Annotated in this window: 10 protein-coding genes; 6 read left to right on the top strand and 4 right to left on the bottom strand. The window is 71.5% G+C overall.

Annotated features, from left to right (window positions below):
• Nucleotides 1-86: 86 nt before the first annotated feature.
• From BLR95_RS07495 to BLR95_RS07480, 4 genes are read left to right on the top strand one after another with little or no spacing between them, the layout of a single operon-like run.
• Complete coding sequence (locus BLR95_RS07495) at nt 87-1,799, top strand: asparagine synthase-related protein (RefSeq protein WP_092617778.1); 1,713 nt, start codon at nt 87-89, stop codon at nt 1,797-1,799.
• A 47-nt stretch (nt 1,800-1,846) separates the two neighbouring features.
• Entirely contained in the window at nt 1,847-2,851 is a 1,005-nt protein-coding gene (locus BLR95_RS07490; RefSeq protein WP_092617775.1) for a Gfo/Idh/MocA family protein, read from the top strand.
• Nucleotides 2,848-3,450, top strand: coding sequence for an acyltransferase (locus BLR95_RS07485; protein ID WP_092617772.1), 603 nt, complete (start codon nt 2,848-2,850; stop codon nt 3,448-3,450). Before BLR95_RS07490 ends, BLR95_RS07485 begins: the two co-directional genes overlap by 4 nt.
• Nucleotides 3,447-4,562, top strand: coding sequence for a DegT/DnrJ/EryC1/StrS family aminotransferase (locus BLR95_RS07480; protein WP_092617769.1), 1,116 nt, complete (start codon nt 3,447-3,449; stop codon nt 4,560-4,562). Before BLR95_RS07485 ends, BLR95_RS07480 begins: the two co-directional genes overlap by 4 nt.
• A gap of 661 nt (nt 4,563-5,223) precedes the next feature.
• Here BLR95_RS07480 and BLR95_RS07475 read toward each other — a convergent pair.
• Nucleotides 5,224-7,530 carry a heavy metal translocating P-type ATPase gene (locus BLR95_RS07475; protein ID WP_092617766.1) on the bottom strand — a complete coding sequence of 769 codons (2,307 nt, stop codon included), beginning with the start codon at nt 7,528-7,530 and terminating at the stop codon, nt 5,224-5,226.
• A 206-nt stretch (nt 7,531-7,736) separates the two neighbouring features.
• On the opposite strand from BLR95_RS07475, the gene nifJ reads away from it, so the two are divergent.
• Nucleotides 7,737-11,333: a pyruvate:ferredoxin (flavodoxin) oxidoreductase gene (gene nifJ / locus BLR95_RS07470; RefSeq protein ID WP_176787705.1), complete on the top strand. Its 3,597-nt coding sequence runs from the start codon at nt 7,737-7,739 to the stop codon at nt 11,331-11,333.
• 677 nt (nt 11,334-12,010) lie between these two features.
• On the opposite strand, the gene BLR95_RS07465 is transcribed toward nifJ, so the two are convergent.
• Genes BLR95_RS07465 through tsaE form a run of 3 tightly spaced genes read right to left on the bottom strand, consistent with a single transcriptional unit; the run spans nt 12,011 to nt 14,394 of the window.
• A complete protein-coding gene (locus BLR95_RS07465; protein WP_092617763.1) occupies nt 12,011-12,805 on the bottom strand; it encodes a nucleotidyltransferase family protein in 795 nt (264 codons plus the stop codon).
• Nucleotides 12,792-13,844 (bottom strand): aminoglycoside phosphotransferase family protein, encoded by a 1,053-nt coding sequence (locus BLR95_RS07460; protein ID WP_092617760.1) that lies wholly within the window; start codon nt 13,842-13,844, stop codon nt 12,792-12,794. Before BLR95_RS07460 ends, BLR95_RS07465 begins: the two co-directional genes overlap by 14 nt.
• Nucleotides 13,831-14,394, bottom strand: a complete 564-nt coding sequence (gene tsaE / locus BLR95_RS07455) for a tRNA (adenosine(37)-N6)-threonylcarbamoyltransferase complex ATPase subunit type 1 TsaE (protein ID WP_092617757.1) — start codon at nt 14,392-14,394, stop codon at nt 13,831-13,833. The genes BLR95_RS07460 and tsaE overlap by 14 nt, the downstream gene beginning before the upstream one ends.
• Before the next feature lie 116 nt (nt 14,395-14,510).
• Between tsaE and BLR95_RS07450 the strand changes: the two genes are divergently transcribed.
• Nucleotides 14,511-15,554: an NAD(P)/FAD-dependent oxidoreductase gene (locus tag BLR95_RS07450; RefSeq protein ID WP_092617754.1), complete on the top strand. Its 1,044-nt coding sequence runs from the start codon at nt 14,511-14,513 to the stop codon at nt 15,552-15,554.
• Nucleotides 15,555-15,827 lie beyond the last annotated feature (273 nt).

Raw genomic sequence — 15,827 nt, 5'->3', positions numbered from 1 at the left:
CCCTCCGACCAGGGCGCGGCGCCGGCCTTCCATGGGCCGGCGCCGTTGCCGTTCCAGGCCCTTGAAACCCCGCCCCCCCTTCCCGCATGACCACCGCCGCCCCCTGGACCCCGCTGCTTGACTCCACCCCGGGCTGGACGCACCACCGGCACGGAGAGCTGACCCTGTGGTGGGCCGGCGCCGAGCTGAGGCGCGATCCAGCCACCCTGGCCGCCGAGCTGGTCGCCCTGGGCGGCACGCAGGCCCCCGACCCGGACCGCCTGACCGCGTGGCTGGCCGGTCTCGACGGCTTCTTCGCCCTGGTCGCGCAAGGCCCCGGCTGGCTGCTGGCGGCGGTGGACCGGGTGCGCAGCCGCCCCCTGCTGTGGGCCGAGGCCCAGGGGCACTTCTGGCTCTCCCAGGAGGGGCCGCCGCTGGCCGAGCGCCTCGGCCTGGGTCCCGGGGATGCCGACCCCGATCAGGTCATCGCCTTCGCCCTGGCCGGCTACACGGTGGGCGAGGCGACCCTTTATCCGGCCATCCGGGCGCTCACCCCCGGTCAGGCCCTGCTGCTCGACGCCGGCCCGGAGGGCCGCGTCACCGCTCGTCCGTTGACCCATCACCGCTGGCGGCCCTTCGCCCCCGACGCGGTCGACCCCGACGACCTGCGCCGCCCCCTGGCCGAGGTGCACGAACGTCTGATCCAGCGGCTGATCGGCCACGCCGCCGGACGGCCCATCCTGGTTCCCCTGTCGGCCGGACTTGATTCGCGGATGATCGCCTCCGGGCTGGTTGCCGCCGGCTACCCCCACGTGCGCACCTTCGCCTACGGCCGGGCCGGCAACCGCGAGGCCGTCATCAGCCGCCGGATCGCCCACCGCCTGGGTCTGCCCTGGACCTTCGTGCCCTACACCAACCGCGGCATCCGCCGGATCATGTCCAGCCCCGGGCACCGCCGCTACTGGGCCCAGGCCGACAGTCTGACCGCCATCCCCTTCCCCCAGGACTTCGCCGCCCTCAGCACCCTCAAACAGGCCGGCGAGGTGCCCGATGACGCGGTGGTGGTCAACGGCCAGACGGGCGACTTCATTTCCGGCAACCACATCCCGGCCAGCCTGTTCGCGCCGGGCCATGGGCTGTCGCCCGAGGCCCGGCTGAGGCGCATCGTCGACGGCCTGCTGGCCAAGCACTTCAAGCACTGGCGCTGCCTGCTCGACGCCCCCCGCCTGGATGCCGTGCGCGCCCTGCTGGACGCCGAGGTGCGCCGCCTCGGTGACCTGCCCGACAGCCCGCTGGGCGACCACGGCCTGCTCGAGGCGACCGAGTTCCACAACCGTCAGGCCAAGTACGTGATCAACGGCCAGCGCTGCTACGAGGCCCTGGGACTCGACTGGTGGCTGCCCCTGTGGGACCGCCCGGCCCTCGACTTCTGGGCCGCCGCGCCACTGGCCGCCAAACGCGACCAGACCCTTTACCGGGAGGTCCTGACCGAAACCAACTGGGGCGGGGTGTGGCGCGACCTGCCGATCAACCCGTTGCGCATCCAACCGGCCTGGATGCGCCCGGTGCGCTGGCTGGCCAAGGCGGCCCACGCCCCGCTGCCCGACGGCCGGGCCCGCTGGCGGACCTTCGAAACCCGCTACCTGACCTGGTTCACCGACCCCTTGTGCAGCTACGCCACATGGCCCTGGTGGCAGGTCGCCACCGAGCCGCGCGGCGCGGCCAGCCCGCTGGCCTTCTTCCACGCCGCCTACCTGGAGGCCCGAGGCATCGACTGGGCGGGGATGCCCCCTTGCCCGCGAACGGCGTCTGAAGGATGATCCCGAGCCATCAAAGCCTCCCCTTTCCTGGACTGCGCCCCCCGCTCATGACCCAACTTCCGCGCACCGCCGTCATCGGCACCGGCCACTGGGGCAAGAACCTGGCCCGCAACTTCCACGCCCTGGGGGCGCTGGCCGCCCTGTGCGAGGCCGACCAGTCAGCCCGCGCCGCCCAGTCGGCCCTCTACCCCGAGGCCGCCGCCCACGCCGAGGTGGCCGACATCTGGGCCGACCCGGCCATCGAGGCGGTGGCCATCGCCACCCCGGCGGCCACCCACGGCGCCCTGGTCGCCCAGGCCCTGGCGGCCGGCAAGCATGTCTTCGTGGAAAAACCCCTGTGCCTGGACGTCGCCGAGGGCGCCCGCCTGAAGGATCAGGCCGAGGCGACCGGGCTGACCCTGATGGTCGGCCACCTTCTGCTCTACCACCCGGCCTTCCAGGCATTGAGCGCCGCCGTCGCCGAGGGCCGCCTGGGCGAGCTGCGCTATGTGGTCTCCAACCGCCTGAGCCTGGGCAAGATAAGGCGCGAGGAAAACGCCCTGTGGTCGTTCGCCCCGCACGACATTTCGATGATCCTCAAGCTGGCCGGCCGCCTGCCCAGCCGGGTGGTCAGCAACGGCGGCACCTACCTCGCCCCGCCGGTGGCCGACACCACCCTGTCGCACCTGAGCTTCGGCGAGGGGTTGCAGGCCCACCTCTTCGTCTCCTGGCTGCACCCCTACAAGGACCAGGAACTGGTGGTGGTCGGCAGCCAGGCCATGGCGGTCTTCGACGACGTCGCCAAGGGACCCGACAAGCTGCGCCTGTACCGCCACCGGGTGGGCTGGGACGGCGCCCTGCCGGCCATCGACAAAGCCAACGCCGAGCCCCTGCCCTACGCCGAGGCCGAACCCCTGCGCAACGAATGCGCCCACTTCCTCGAGTGCGTCGCCCATCGCCGCCGCCCGCTGTCCGACGCCGCCGAGGGCCTGGGCGTGCTCAAGGTGCTCGACGCCTGCCAGCGCTCGCTGGCCAGCGGCCAGCCGGTCGAGCTGAACGGAGCCACCCCATGAGCGCCGACTTCTTCGCCCACCCCACGGCGGTGATCGATGACGGCGTGGAGGTCGGCCCCGGAGCCCGCATCTGGCACTTCGCCCACCTGCTGTCCGGGACCCGCCTGGGGGCCGGCTCGGTGGTCGGCCAGAACGTCATGATCGGGCCCGATGTCACGGTCGGCGCCGGCTGCAAGATCCAGAACAACGTCGCCCTGTACAAGGGCGTCACCCTGGAGAACGATGTCTTCTGCGGTCCCAGTTGCGTCTTCACCAACGTGCGCACGCCGCGCGCCTTCATCGAACGCAAGAGCGAGTTCGCCCCCACCCTGGTGCGCACCGGCGCCACCATCGGGGCCAACGCCACCATCGTCTGCGGGGTGACCATCGGGGCCTATGCCCTGATCGGGGCCGGCGCCGTGATCACCCGCGACGTGCCCGCCCACGCCCTGATGCTGGGCACCCCGGCCCGTCAGGCCGGCTGGGTCGGGCGGGCCGGCGAACGGCTGACCGAAAGCACCGACGGCACCCTGGTCTGCCCGCGCACCGGCGACCGCTACCGCGACGACAACGGCACCCTGACCCCCCTTGATCCCCCCCCGCAAGGAGACCGCGCGTGAGCCTGCCCTTCATCGATCTGGCCGCCCAGCAGGCCCGCCTGAAGCCCGAGCTCGACCGCGCCATCGCCGAGGTGCTGGCCCACGGCCGCTACATCATGGGCCCCGAGGTGGAAGCCTTCGAGGAGGAGCTGGCCGCCTTCGCCGGGGCCGGCCAGGCCGTCTCGCTGGCCAGCGGCACCGACGCCCTGATGGTCGTCCTGATGGCCTGGAACATCGGCCCGGGAGACGCCGTCTTCGTGCCCTCCTTCACCTTCACCGCCACCGCCGAGGCGGTGCTGCTGCTGGGCGCCCGGCCGGTCTTCGTCGAGGTCGACGACAGCTTCAACCTCGACCCCGCCGATCTGGAAGCCAAGATCGCCCAGACCCGCGCCGCCGGACGCCTCACGCCGCGCGCCATCATCGCCGTCGACCTGTTCGGCCTGCCCGCCGACTATCCCCGGATCAACGCCATCGCCCGCGCCGAGGGCCTGAAAGTGCTGGCCGACGCGGCGCAAAGCTTCGGCGGCAGCCTGGACGGCAAGAAGGTCGGCACCCTGGCCGACGCCACCGCCACCAGCTTCTTCCCGGCCAAGCCCCTGGGCTGCTACGGCGACGGCGGCGCCGTGCTGACCGACGACGCCGAATTGGCCCAAGCCCTCGCCTCGATCCGCCAGCACGGCAAGGGAGGGGCCAAGTACGACATCGTCCGGGTCGGCGTGAACAGCCGCCTCGACACCCTCCAGGCGGCCATCCTGCGGGTCAAGCTGGCCGCCTTCCCGGGCGAGCTCGAGGTCCGCGAAGCCGCCGCCCGGGCCTACGACACAGGCCTCGCCAACGCCCCCAACGTCACCCCGCCACCGCGCCGCCCCGGCGCCACCTCGGCCTGGGCCCAGTACACCATCCGCCTGCCCGAGCGCGACGCCACCGCCGCCCGCCTGAAAGAAGCCGGCATCCCCAGCGCCGTCTACTACCCGCTGCCCATGCACCTGCAATCCGCCTACCGCGACCACGGCGACGGACCCGGCAGCCTGCCACTCAGCGAACACCTCTCCGGCGAAGTCCTCAGCCTGCCCATGCACGGCGACCTGGAAACCGAAACCGCCTCCTGGATCGCCTCCCAAATCGCCGGGTGACGTAAGCGCGGGGGCCTTGCCCCCGCCCCCCCACCGGGGGGACAGGGTCCCCCCGGACCCCGCCAATTCGTGGGAGAGGAACGCCGGCAGCGAGCCGGGGCCGATTGAGGCTGATTACAGGCCAGCTTCGCTGGCCCGCGACAACAACAAGGGGCGCCAGGGCGCGATGCACCGACGGTGTTCCCTGTCCTTGGTTGTTTCGCAGGCCAGCAAAGCTGGCCTGCACCCAAACACCGTCTGAATTTGGCCCTGCCCCTGCGTTCCGCTCCAACGAAACGGAGGGGGTCCGGGGGATCGCCTTCGATCCCCCGGCGGGGTCCAAAGGGGCAGCGCCCCTTTGCCGGTGCAAACCGCCTGCGGCGACCTGGAAAGGGAAACCGCCTCCTGGATCGTCTCGCAAATCGCCGGGTGGCGCAAACGCGGGGGCCTTGCCCCCGCACACCCCCACCGGGGGGACAGGGTCCCCCCGGACCCCGCCAATTCGTTGGAGGGGAACGCCGGCAGCGAGCCGGAAACGATTGGGGTTGGTTGCGGGCCAGCTTCGCTGGCCCGCGACAACAAAAAGGGGCGCCAGGGCGCGTCGCCCCCACTGCGCCCCCTGCGTTTCGCTCCAACGAAATGGAGGGGGTCCGGGGGATCGCCTTCGATCCCCCGGCGGGGTTCAAAGGGGCAGCGCCCCTTTGCCTTCGCCCCTGGTGTCGGCTCGGAAGCGGCGCAGCAGCAGGGCGTTGCTGACCACGCTGACCGAGGAGAAGGCCATGGCGGCGCCGGCGATCATCGGGCTGAGGTAGCCGGCGGCGGCGGCGGGCACGGCCAGCACGTTGTAGCCGAAGGCCCAGAACAGGTTCTGGGCGATCTTGCGGTGGATGGCCCGGGCCAGGTCGAGGCTGGTGGCCACCGCCTGTGGCTCGCCGTGCATCAGGGTCAGGGCGGCGCTTTCAAGGGCCACGTCGCTGCCCTGGCCGATGGCGATGGACAGATCGGCGGCGGCCAGGGCGGGGGCGTCGTTGACGCCGTCGCCGACCATGGCCACCGGGCCGCCCACCTGGTGGCGCAGGCGGGCGATCTCGTCGGCCTTGTCGGCTGGCAGGATGTGGGCTCGGATGAGGTCGACGGGCAGCCCTTTCAGGGTCGCGGCGACGGCGTCCGGGCTGTCGCCGGAGAGCACCGCCACCTTCAGGCCGCGCGCTTTCAGCGCCTGAAGCGCCTGGGCGGCGCCGGGCTTCAGGGGGTCGTGGGCGGTGAGCAGGCCGAGCAGGCGGGCCCCGCCGGTGTTTTCCTCGGCGATCCACAGCAGGCTGTGGCCCTGGTGGCGGGCGTGGTCGGCGGTGGTGTCCAGGGGGGTGGTGTCGATGGCCTTTTCGGTCATCAGCCGGTCGCCACCGATGAGCAGCCGGCGCCCCTCGACGGTGGCCGACAGGCCGCGCCCGGGCAGCGCCTCGAAACTCTCCGGCTGGGGTAGCGGGCTGCCTTGGTGCGCCGCCAGCACGGCGCGGGCCAGGGGGTGCTCGCTGCCTTGTTGGGCGGCGGCGGCGAGGCGCAGAAGCTCGGCCGGGTCGACCCCGGGGGCGGCGTGGCGGCCGGCCAGGGTCGGCTTGCCCTCGGTCAGGGTGCCGGTCTTGTCGAAGGCGACGGCGGCCAGCCCGCGGGCCCGCGACAGCCCGTCCGGGTCGCGGATCAAAAGGCCGTGCCGCGCCGCCACTCCGGTGCCGACCATCAGGGCGGTCGGCGTGGCCAGCCCCAGGGCGCACGGGCAGGCCACCACCAGCACCGCGACGGCGGCGGCGAAGCCGGCCTGGGGCTGGCCCAGGCCGAGGCTCCACACGGCCAGGGTGAGCAGCGACACGGCAACGATGGTCGGCACGAAGATGGTGCTGATGCGGTCGACCAGGGCCTGCACCCGGGGCCGCGCCGCCTGGGCCTCGGCGACGGCGCGCACGATGCCGGCCAGCGCCGAGTCGGTGCCCAGCGCGGTGACTTCCACCTTGAGCCGGCCCGAGCCGTTGACCGCCCCGCCGATGATGGCGTCGCCGGGCCCCTTCTCCAGCGGCCGGCTTTCCCCGGTGAGCAGCGATTCATCGGCCTGGGAGTGACCGTCGAGCACGCGGCCGTCGGCGGCGAAGCGTTCGCCCGGGCGGACCACCATGACGTCGCCCAGGTCGAGCAGGTCGGCGGCGATCTCCACCACCCCGTCGCCGCGCTCGATGCGGGCGGTCGCCGGGCGCAGGTTCATCAGGGCGCGGATGGCCCCGGCGGCGCTGCGCTTGGCCCGCGCCTCCAGCAGCTTGCCGAGCAGAACCAGGGTGATGACCACCGCCGCCGATTCGAAGTACAGCGGCCCCGAGCCGCCCGACAGCACGGTGAAGGCGCTCGCCCCCCAGGCGGCCGAGGTGCCCAGGGCGACCAGCACGTCCATGTTGGCGCCGCCCCCTTTCAGCGAGCGCCAGGCGCTTACGTAGAAGCGGCCGCCGATGCCGAACTGCACGGCGCTGGCCAGCAGCAGGGCCAGCCAGCCGGGCAGGGCGATCTCAAGGCCCAGCGGCGCGGCCAGCATGGGCGCCACCAGCGGCGCGGCGAGCAGGGCGGCAAGGGCCAGGATGGCGCGGTCGCGGCGCAGGCGATAGGCGGCCTTTCGGTCCTCCTCGATCAGCCGGCTTTCCTCGTCGGCCACCGGGACGGCGGTGAAACCGGCCTTCTCCACCGCCCGGAACAGGGCGCCTTCCTCGGCCGGCGGATCGGCGAGGTCGATTCGCGCCCGCTCGCTGGCCAGATCGACCCGTGCCGCCGCCACCCCTTCAACGCGGCCCAGCACCTTCTCCAGGCGGGCCGAGCAGGCGGCGCAGTGCATCCCCTCGATGCCCAGCACGAGGCGGGCGCCGGCCGGGGTGTCGCGCGGGGCGCTGGCCGGTGGGGGGGTATCCGAACCGGCGAGGCCGGCGGTGGCGGGGGTGAAATTGGCGGATGTCATGGCACTTTCATGTCTGGTCGATCAGGCTGGCAGGCAAGGGGAAAGCGACTTTCCCGGGGCTTTTGGCGGTGCACAAAAAACCCGAAATTTGGTGTTCCCTTTCGCAGGTGCGGCAATTATAAGGATGTGTCGCGCGAAGCGCCCATCGTGTACAAAAAGAACCCGCCGGACCCGTCAAGGGTCCGTTTTCGAGTTTGGAGGAAAGCATGTCCAGGCCGACCATGATCACCGTTGACGGCAACGAGGCCTGCGCCTCGGTGGCCTATCGCCTGAGCGAGGTGGCGGCGATCTATCCCATCACCCCGTCGTCCAACATGGGCGAATGGTCCGACGAATGGTCGGCCCAGGGCCGCACCAACCTGTGGGGCGACGTCCCCCAGGTGGTCGAGATGCAGTCCGAGGCCGGGGCCGCCGGGGCCTGCCACGGGGCCATCCAGGCCGGCTCGCTGGGCACCACCTTCACGGCCTCGCAGGGCCTGCTGTTGATGATCCCGAACATGTACAAGATCGCCGGCGAGCTGACGCCGTTCGTGATCCATGTCTCGGCGCGCACGGTGGCGACCCACGCCCTGTCCATCTTCGGCGACCATTCCGACGTCATGGCCTGCCGGCAGACCGGCTTTGCCATGCTCGCCGCCGGCTCGGTGCAGGAAGCCCACGACATGGCGGCGGTGGCCCACAGCGCCAGCCTGAAGAGCCGCCTGCCCTTCCTGCACTTCTTCGACGGCTTCCGCACCTCGCACGAGGTGAACAAGGTGGCCGAGTTGTCCGACGACGACCTCAAGGCCCTGGTCAGCGACGATCTGGTGCGCGCCCACCGGGCCCGCGCCATGACCCCGGACGCCCCGGTGCTGCGCGGCACCTCGCAGAACCCGGACGCCTTCTTCCAGGGTCAGGAGGCGCGCAACCCGTTCTACGACGCCACCCCGGAGATCGTGCAGCAGACCATGGACGATCTGGCGGCGCGGACCGGGCGGCGCTACTCGCTGTTCGACTACAGCGGCGCGCCGGATGCCGAGCGGGTGATCGTCATCATGGGCTCGGGCGGCGAGACGGTGGAGGAAACGGTCAACTTCCTGGCCGAGCGCGGCGAGAAGGTGGGCGTCATCCGGGTCCGCCTGTTCCGCCCCTTCTCGGTCGATGCCTTCGTCTCCGCCCTGCCGGTCAGCACCCGGTCGATCGCCGTCATGGACCGCACCAAGGAAAGCGGCACGGTGGGCGAACCGCTGTTCCTCGACGTGGTCGGCGCCCTGCACCGAGCCCGCGCCAAGGGCCTGCCCACGGTCACCGCGCCGGTGGTGGTCGGCGGCCGCTACGGGCTGTCCTCGAAGGAATTCACCCCGGCCATGGTCAAGGCGGTGTTCGACGAGTTGGCCAAGCCCGAGCCGATGCCCGTCTTCACGGTCGGCATCACCGATGACGTCACCCACCTGTCGCTGGACGTGGACAGCGGCTTCTCCATCGAGCCGGCCGACGTCGAGCGCTGCCTGTTCTTCGGCCTGGGCGCCGACGGCACGGTGGGCGCCAACAAGAACTCGATCAAGATCATCTGCGAGGGCTCGGACCTTCACGGCCAGGGCTACTTCGTCTACGACTCGAAGAAGTCGGGCGGCAACACCATCTCGCACCTGCGCTTCGGGCCGCGCCCCATCCGCGCCCCCTATCTGGTCAGCGAGGCCGGCTTCATCGCCTGCCACCACTTCGAGTTCCTGGACAAGCAGGACGTTTTGGCCCAGGCGGCCAACGGCGCCACCTTCCTGCTCAACAGCCCGTTCAACAAGGACGAGGTGTGGGACGAGCTGCCGGCCGAGGTGCAGAAGGTCATCGTCGAGCGCAATCTGCGCTTCTACGTGATCGACGCCAACTCGGTGGCCGGCGAGGTGGGCATGGGCCGGCGCATCAACACCATCATGCAGGCCTGCTTCTTCGCGCTCTCTGGCGTGCTGCCGCGCGACGAGGCGATCACGCGCATCAAGGACGCCATCGCCAAGACCTACGCCCGCAAGAGCCAGGCGGTGATCGAGGCCAACTTCGCGGCCGTCGATCAGGCCCTCAACCACCTGGAAGAGGTGAGCGTCCCAAGCGCCATCACCGGCCACCCCCGCCCGCCGGCCATCTCGCCCCGGGCCCCGGAGTTCGTGCAGAAGGTCTGCGGCGAGCTGATCGCCGGGCGCGGCGACGATCTGCCGGTCAGCGCCTTCCCCATCGACGGCACCTGGCCCACCGGCACCGCCAAGTGGGAGAAGCGCAACATCGCCCTTGAGGTGTGCGCCTGGGACGCGGCCCTGTGCACCCAGTGCAACAAGTGCGTGATGATCTGCCCGCACGGCGCCCTGCGCGCCGCCACGGTGGATGACGAAACCGCCCAGGCCCTGCCCGAGACCATGCAGTACAAGCCGATGCTGAAGGGCGGCGGCCAGTACGTCTTCCAGATCTCGGCCGAGGACTGCACCGGCTGCACCCTGTGCGTCGAGGTCTGCCCCGGCGTGGACAAGGAAAACCCCGAGCGCCGCGCCCTGGTCATGCAGCCCAAGACCGAGCAGGTGGTGGAAACGGCGCGCGCCAACTGGGAAGCCTTCGAGACCCTGCCCGCCGAGGACCGCAGCAAGCTGCGCGCCGACGTGCGCTCGACCCAGTTGATGACCCCGCTGTTCGAGTTCTCCGGGGCCTGCGCCGGCTGCGGCGAAACGCCCTACCTCAAGCTGATCACCCAGTTGTGGGGCGACCGCCTGCTGATCGCCAACGCCACCGGCTGTTCGTCGATCTACGGCGGCAACCTGCCGACCACCCCCTTCACCACCAATGCCGACGGGCGTGGCCCCACCTGGTCCAACTCGCTGTTCGAGGACAACGCCGAGTTCGGCCTGGGCTTCCGCGTCGCCATCGACCAGCACCGCACCGAGGCGTTGCGCCTCCTCGGCGTGCTGGCCGGCGACATCCCCGGCGAGCTGGTCGAGGGCCTGATGGCCCACGCCCGCAGCCTGGGCGAGGTCGAGGTGGCCGAACAGCGCCGCCGCGTGGTCGCCCTGCGCCAGCGGCTGGCCGAGATCAGGAAGCCCGAGGCGCGGCTGCTCGAATCGCTGGCCGACTACCTGGTGGAAAAGGTGGTGTGGGCCGTGGGCGGCGACGGCTGGGCCTACGACATCGGCTACGGCGGCCTGGATCACGTGCTCAGTTCCGGGCGCAACGTGAACCTGCTGGTGATGGACACCGAGGTCTACTCCAACACCGGCGGCCAGCAGTCCAAGGCCACGCCGATCGCCGCCTCGGCCAAGTTCGCCGTGGCCGGCAAGGCGCTGCCCAAGAAGGACCTGGGCATGATCGCCATCTCCAACGGGCACGTCTACGTGGCCTCCATCGCCTCGGCGGCCAACGACGCCCAGACGGTGAAGGCCCTGAACGAGGCGGTGTCCTACGATGGCCCCAGCGTCATCATCGCCTACAGCCACTGCATCGCCCACGGCTACGACCTGTCGTGCGGCATCGGCCAGCAGAAGCTGGCGGTGCAGAGCGGCTACTGGCCGATGTACCGCTACGACCCGCGCAAGCTGGCCACCGGCAAGGCCCCGCTGACGCTCGACAGCAAGCCGCGCTCGCGCCCGCTGGCCGACTACATGGCCGGGGAAGGCCGCTTCCAGGTGACCGCCAAGGCCGACCCCGAGGGCTACAAGAAGCTGCTCGAAAAGGCCGAGCGGGAAGTGGACCAGCGCTACAACCTGCTGCGCCACCTGGCCGGCCTGCCGCCGCTGGACGCCGAGGCCAACAAGGGCAAGGACACCGGCTCGGCCCAGGCGGCGGAGTAACGGCGCACCGCGGGCGTATGATCGGGGGCGTCGCCCCCGAACCCCCGCGCCATCACCTCGGGGGCCTTGCCCCCGAACCCCCACCGGGGGACCGAAGGCGGTCCCCCGGACCCCCGCCGGGACATTTCCGAAAATGGTTCACCGCCCGTGCCATGCGCCCGGGCGGTTTTTTCACACCAGCCAACCGATCCCCTGTTGGTTTTCCGTTTCCGCAGGCCAGCAAAGCTGGCCTGCAACCAAACCCCGCCTGCGTTCACCTCATCGCCTTCGTCCCACACCTACGAGATGGCGGGGGGCCGGGGGACACCCGGTGTCCCCCGGTGGGGGTACGGGGGCAAAGCCCCCGTTCTGATAAGGCGGTCCCCCGGACCCCCGCCGGGACATTTCCAAAAACGATTCACCGCCCGTGCCATGCGCCCGGGCGGTTTTTTCACACCGGCCAACCGATTCCCTGTTGGTTTTCCGTTTCCGCAGGCCAGCAAAGCTGGCCTGCAACCAAACCCCGCCTGCATTCACCTCGTCGCCTTCGTCCCACACCTACGAGATGGCGGGGGTCCGGGGGACACCCGGTGTCCCCCGGTGGGGGTTCGGGGGCAACGCCCCCGTTTTTTCTGGCGTGGGGTTCGGGGGCAAAGCCTCCGAGTACGCGTATCCGAGGCGCCCGCTGCCCTCGCCCCCTACCGGTGCGCCACGTCGGGGAAGGGGCTGTCGTCGCGGATCAGGCGTTCGACCCGGTCGATGTCGGCGGGGGTGCCGACGTGGTACCACTCGCCGTCGTGCGACAGGCCGCGCAGGCGGCCCGCTTCCAGCGCCCGGTTCCACAGCCGGTTGACGGAGAACGGCTCCTCCGGCGCGTCATCGAGCAGCCGGGGATGGATGATCTGCACCCCGGCGAAGACGTAGGGCGCCACTTCTTTCTCGCGCCGTCGCCGGGGGGTTCCCCAGGGGTCGAGGAAGAAGTCGCCCAGGCCGTCGTAGCCGTGGGCCCGGGGGGTGGAGTGCAGCATCAACAGGGCGTCGATCTCGGCGCCGCGCCGGGTGGTTTGCTCCCAGGCGTGGGCGAGGCGGGCCAGGGCCGGGCTGCCGCCGTCGAACCACAGCACGTCGCCGTTGATGACGTACAGCGGATCGTCGCCGAGCAGCGGGCGGGCCTGGACCAGTCCGCCGCCGGTTTCCATCAGTCGGGCGCGCTCGTCGGAGAACACCACGCGGGGCGCCACCTTGCCCTCGGCGTATTCGGACAGGTGGTCTTCCAGGCGCCCGGCCAGATGGTGCAGGTTGACCACCGCCTGTTCGACCTGGGCCGCCTTCAGGTGGTCGAGGATGCGCTGGATCAGGCTGATGCCCTCGATCTCGACCATCGGCTTGGGGGTATGCTCGGTGATCGGCCGCATGCGGGTGCCAAGGCCGGCGGCCAGCACCATGGCCCGCCGGGGGGCGGTGTCGGGGAAGCGGGATTCATTGACCGGCATGGGGCAGGGTTCTCCGCGCGGCGGGCAGGTGGCGGTCGAGCCAGGCGGCGAGCCCGGCGAGCGCCGGATCGGCCTCGGCGCCCCGGGCCAGGGCGGCCGAGAGCAGGCGCCAGACCCGGGGGATGTGGGCGAGGTAGCCCGGCTTGCCGTCGCGCCGGGCGAGCCGGGTGAAAATGCCGATCACCTTGGCGTGGCGCTGGGCGGCGAGCACGGTGAAGGCGCGGCGGAAGGCGGCGGCGTCGGCCTCCGGGCGGGCCTTGAGGTAGCGCTCCAGCAGCGCCCCGGGCAGGCCGGGGGCCAGGTCGCGGCGGGCGTCCTCGAGCAGCGACATCACGTCGTAGGCCGGGTGGCCGGCCAGGGCGTCCTGGAAGTCGAGCAGGCCGCAGGCGGCGATGCCCTGGCGTCCCGCCACCACCATCAGGTTGTCCACATGGAAGTCGCGCAGGACCAGGGTCGGCGGGTGGTCGGCCAGCACCGGGGCCAGCGCCTCGGCCCACAGGGCGTGCCACGCGGCGCGGGCCGCCGGGGTGGGCCGCGCCCCCATCACCGCCGGCAGGTACCAGTCGATGAGCAGGTCGGCCTCGGCCTGATGGCGGGCCAGATCGTAGGCCGGCAGGCCGTCGGCCGGCACGGCGTCCAGGCGGTGCAGGTGGGCCAGCAGGTCGATGGCGCTTTCATAGAGCGCCGCCTCGTCGGCGCCGGCGGCCAGTTGGCGAGTGAAGGTGGCGTCGCCCAGGTCGTCGAGCAGCAGCAGGCCGGCCGTTTCGTCGGCGGCGCGGACCCGGGGCACGGTGAAGCCCAGGCTGTCGAGATGGGCCGCCAGACGGGCGAAGGGGCGCACGTCCTCCATCGGCGGCGGGGCGTCCATCAACACGGCGCGGGCGCCATCGGCCCCGACCAGCCGGAAGTAGCGGCGGAACGAGGCATCGTCGGCCAGCAGGCGGGGCGCCACCCCGGCCCAGCCGGCGCTTTCCAGAAAGCGGGCGATCAGCGTCTGCCTGGGCGGCGTCTCAGTGGCCGAGATTTCAATGGCAGACATGGCGGGCGATCTCGTCCAGCCGGTCGCCCCACTCGCCGAAGGCGCCGATCTCGGCCCGGCGGCTGTCATCGGGGTTGACCGACAGGCTGACCTCCAGGCGCTGCCAGGGCAGGTAGGGGCCCAGGCGCTCCGCCCACTCGACCACCGAGACACCGGCCGCGAAGGCGTCCTCGATGTCCAGCTCCAGCACCTCCTCCGGGTTTTCCAGGCGGTAGAGGTCGAAGTGCCAGAGGGTCGGCGGCGGCTCGCCGGGATCAGCGTGGGTGCCGTCGTCGTCGTAGGTCTGGACCAGGGTGAAGGTGGGGCTGGGCACCTCCTCCTCGTCGTCGCCGGTGCGCTCGCGGATGAAGGCGCGGGCCAGCACGCTCTTGCCGGCGCCCAGCGGACCGCTCAGGCAGACCGCCTCGCCGGGGCGCATCAGGCGGGCCAGGGCGCGGCCCAGACGCTCGGTGGCCGCCTCGTCGGGCAGCTCCAGCGCCAGGTCGACATAGGCGTCGTCGGCATAGTGGTTGGGGTCGCTGGGGAACAGCGGATCGTCCTCGTCGGTCATGGGCCGAGTTGTAGCCCGAGCCGGGCGGGTTGAAAAGACCAGCCCGGCTTGATCGGGCCCGCGGGCGGCGCTACACCTTGCCCACCCCGCAGACGAGCCCCAGGAAAGGACCCGCCATGAGCCAGCCCCAGACAACCGACGTGGTGGTGGTGGGGGCCGGCCCGGTCGGCCTGTTCACCGTTTTCCAGTGCGGCATGGTCGGCCTGTCCTGCCATGTGGTCGACGCCCTGGACACGGTGGGCGGCCAGTGCGCCGCCCTCTATCCCGAAAAGCCGATCTTCGACGTGCCCGGCCATCCGCGCATCCTGGCCGGCGAACTGGTCGACAAACTGGTCGAGCAGGCCGCCCCCTTCACGCCCACCCTCCACCTGGGCCAGACCGCCAGCGGCCTGACCCGGCTCGACGACGCCTTCGACGGGGCCGGCGGCTGGCGCCTGGAAACCTCGGCCGGCACGGTGATCGAGGCGCCGGTGGTCGTCCTCGCCGCCGGGGCCGGCGCCTTCGGCCCCAACCGCCCGCCGCTGGACGGCATCGAGAGCTTCGAGCGCCAGGGCCCCGGAGTCGGCGTGCACTACTACGTGACCCGCCAGGAAGACTTCCGAGGCCGCAAGGTGGTCATCGCCGGGGGCGGCGATTCGGCGGTCGACTGGGCCCTGGCCCTGGCCGAGGTGGCCGCCTCGGTGGCCGTGGTCCACCGCCGCGACCGCTTCCGCGCCGCCCCGGACAGCGCCCGGCGCCTGAAGGAAAAGGCCGCCGAAGGGGCCATCGACCTGGTCATCCCCTACCAACTGGCCGGCCTGGAAGGCACCAACGGCCACCTGGACGCGGTGGTGGTGGCCGACCTCGACGGCAACCAACGCACCCTGCCCGCCGATACCCTGCTGCCCTTCTTCGGACTGGCGGGCGATCTGGGCCCGATCACCCAGTGGGGGGTCGACTTGCATCTGCACCACATTCCGGTCACTCCCGGCACCTCGGCGACCAACCTGCCCGGCGTGTTCGCCGTCGGCGACGTCTGCACCTACCCCGGCAAGCTGAAACTGATCCTCACCGGCTTCGCCGAAGCCGCCCACGCCGCCCACGCCGCCTTCCCCCTGGCCCGCCCGGGTCAGGCACTGCACATGGAACACTCCACAACCTCCGGCGTGCCCGGGCGGTAACCGAGGGGCGCTGCCCTCAAGGTCCACGCCACACCGGATCGGGGGCGTTGCCCCCGAACCCCCACCGGGGGATCGAAGGCGATCCCCCGGACCCCCTCCATTTCGTTGGTGCGCAACGCGCAGACCAAGCCACGCGCAATCGGTGTTTGGGTGCAGGCCAGCTTTGCTGGCCTGCGAAACAACCGAAAACGGGGGGTGCCGCCGGCGCAACGCGCACCGGCGCCCCTTTTTAGTTTCGCGGGCCAGCGAAGCTGGCCCGCAACCAACCTCACC

This window comes from Roseospirillum parvum, assembly GCF_900100455.1.
Lineage (GTDB): Bacteria > Pseudomonadota > Alphaproteobacteria > Rhodospirillales > Rhodospirillaceae > Roseospirillum > Roseospirillum parvum.
This window is presented reverse-complemented; position numbering and strand designations above follow the sequence as displayed.

Excerpts from the sequence above, each read along its gene's own strand:
- BLR95_RS07495 (WP_092617778.1), top strand. The coding sequence starts at position 87 with ATGACCACCGCCGCCCCCTGGACCCCGCTGCTTGACTCCACCCCGGGC.
- BLR95_RS07490 (WP_092617775.1), top strand. The coding sequence starts at position 1,847 with ATGACCCAACTTCCGCGCACCGCCGTCATCGGCACCGGCCACTGGGGC.
- BLR95_RS07485 (WP_092617772.1), top strand. The coding sequence starts at position 2,848 with ATGAGCGCCGACTTCTTCGCCCACCCCACGGCGGTGATCGATGACGGC.
- BLR95_RS07475 (WP_092617766.1), bottom strand. The coding sequence starts at position 7,530 with ATGACATCCGCCAATTTCACCCCCGCCACCGCCGGCCTCGCCGGTTCG.
- nifJ (WP_176787705.1), top strand. The coding sequence starts at position 7,737 with ATGTCCAGGCCGACCATGATCACCGTTGACGGCAACGAGGCCTGCGCC.
- BLR95_RS07465 (WP_092617763.1), bottom strand. The coding sequence starts at position 12,805 with ATGCCGGTCAATGAATCCCGCTTCCCCGACACCGCCCCCCGGCGGGCC.
- BLR95_RS07460 (WP_092617760.1), bottom strand. The coding sequence starts at position 13,844 with ATGTCTGCCATTGAAATCTCGGCCACTGAGACGCCGCCCAGGCAGACG.
- tsaE (WP_092617757.1), bottom strand. The coding sequence starts at position 14,394 with ATGACCGACGAGGACGATCCGCTGTTCCCCAGCGACCCCAACCACTAT.
- BLR95_RS07450 (WP_092617754.1), top strand. The coding sequence starts at position 14,511 with ATGAGCCAGCCCCAGACAACCGACGTGGTGGTGGTGGGGGCCGGCCCG.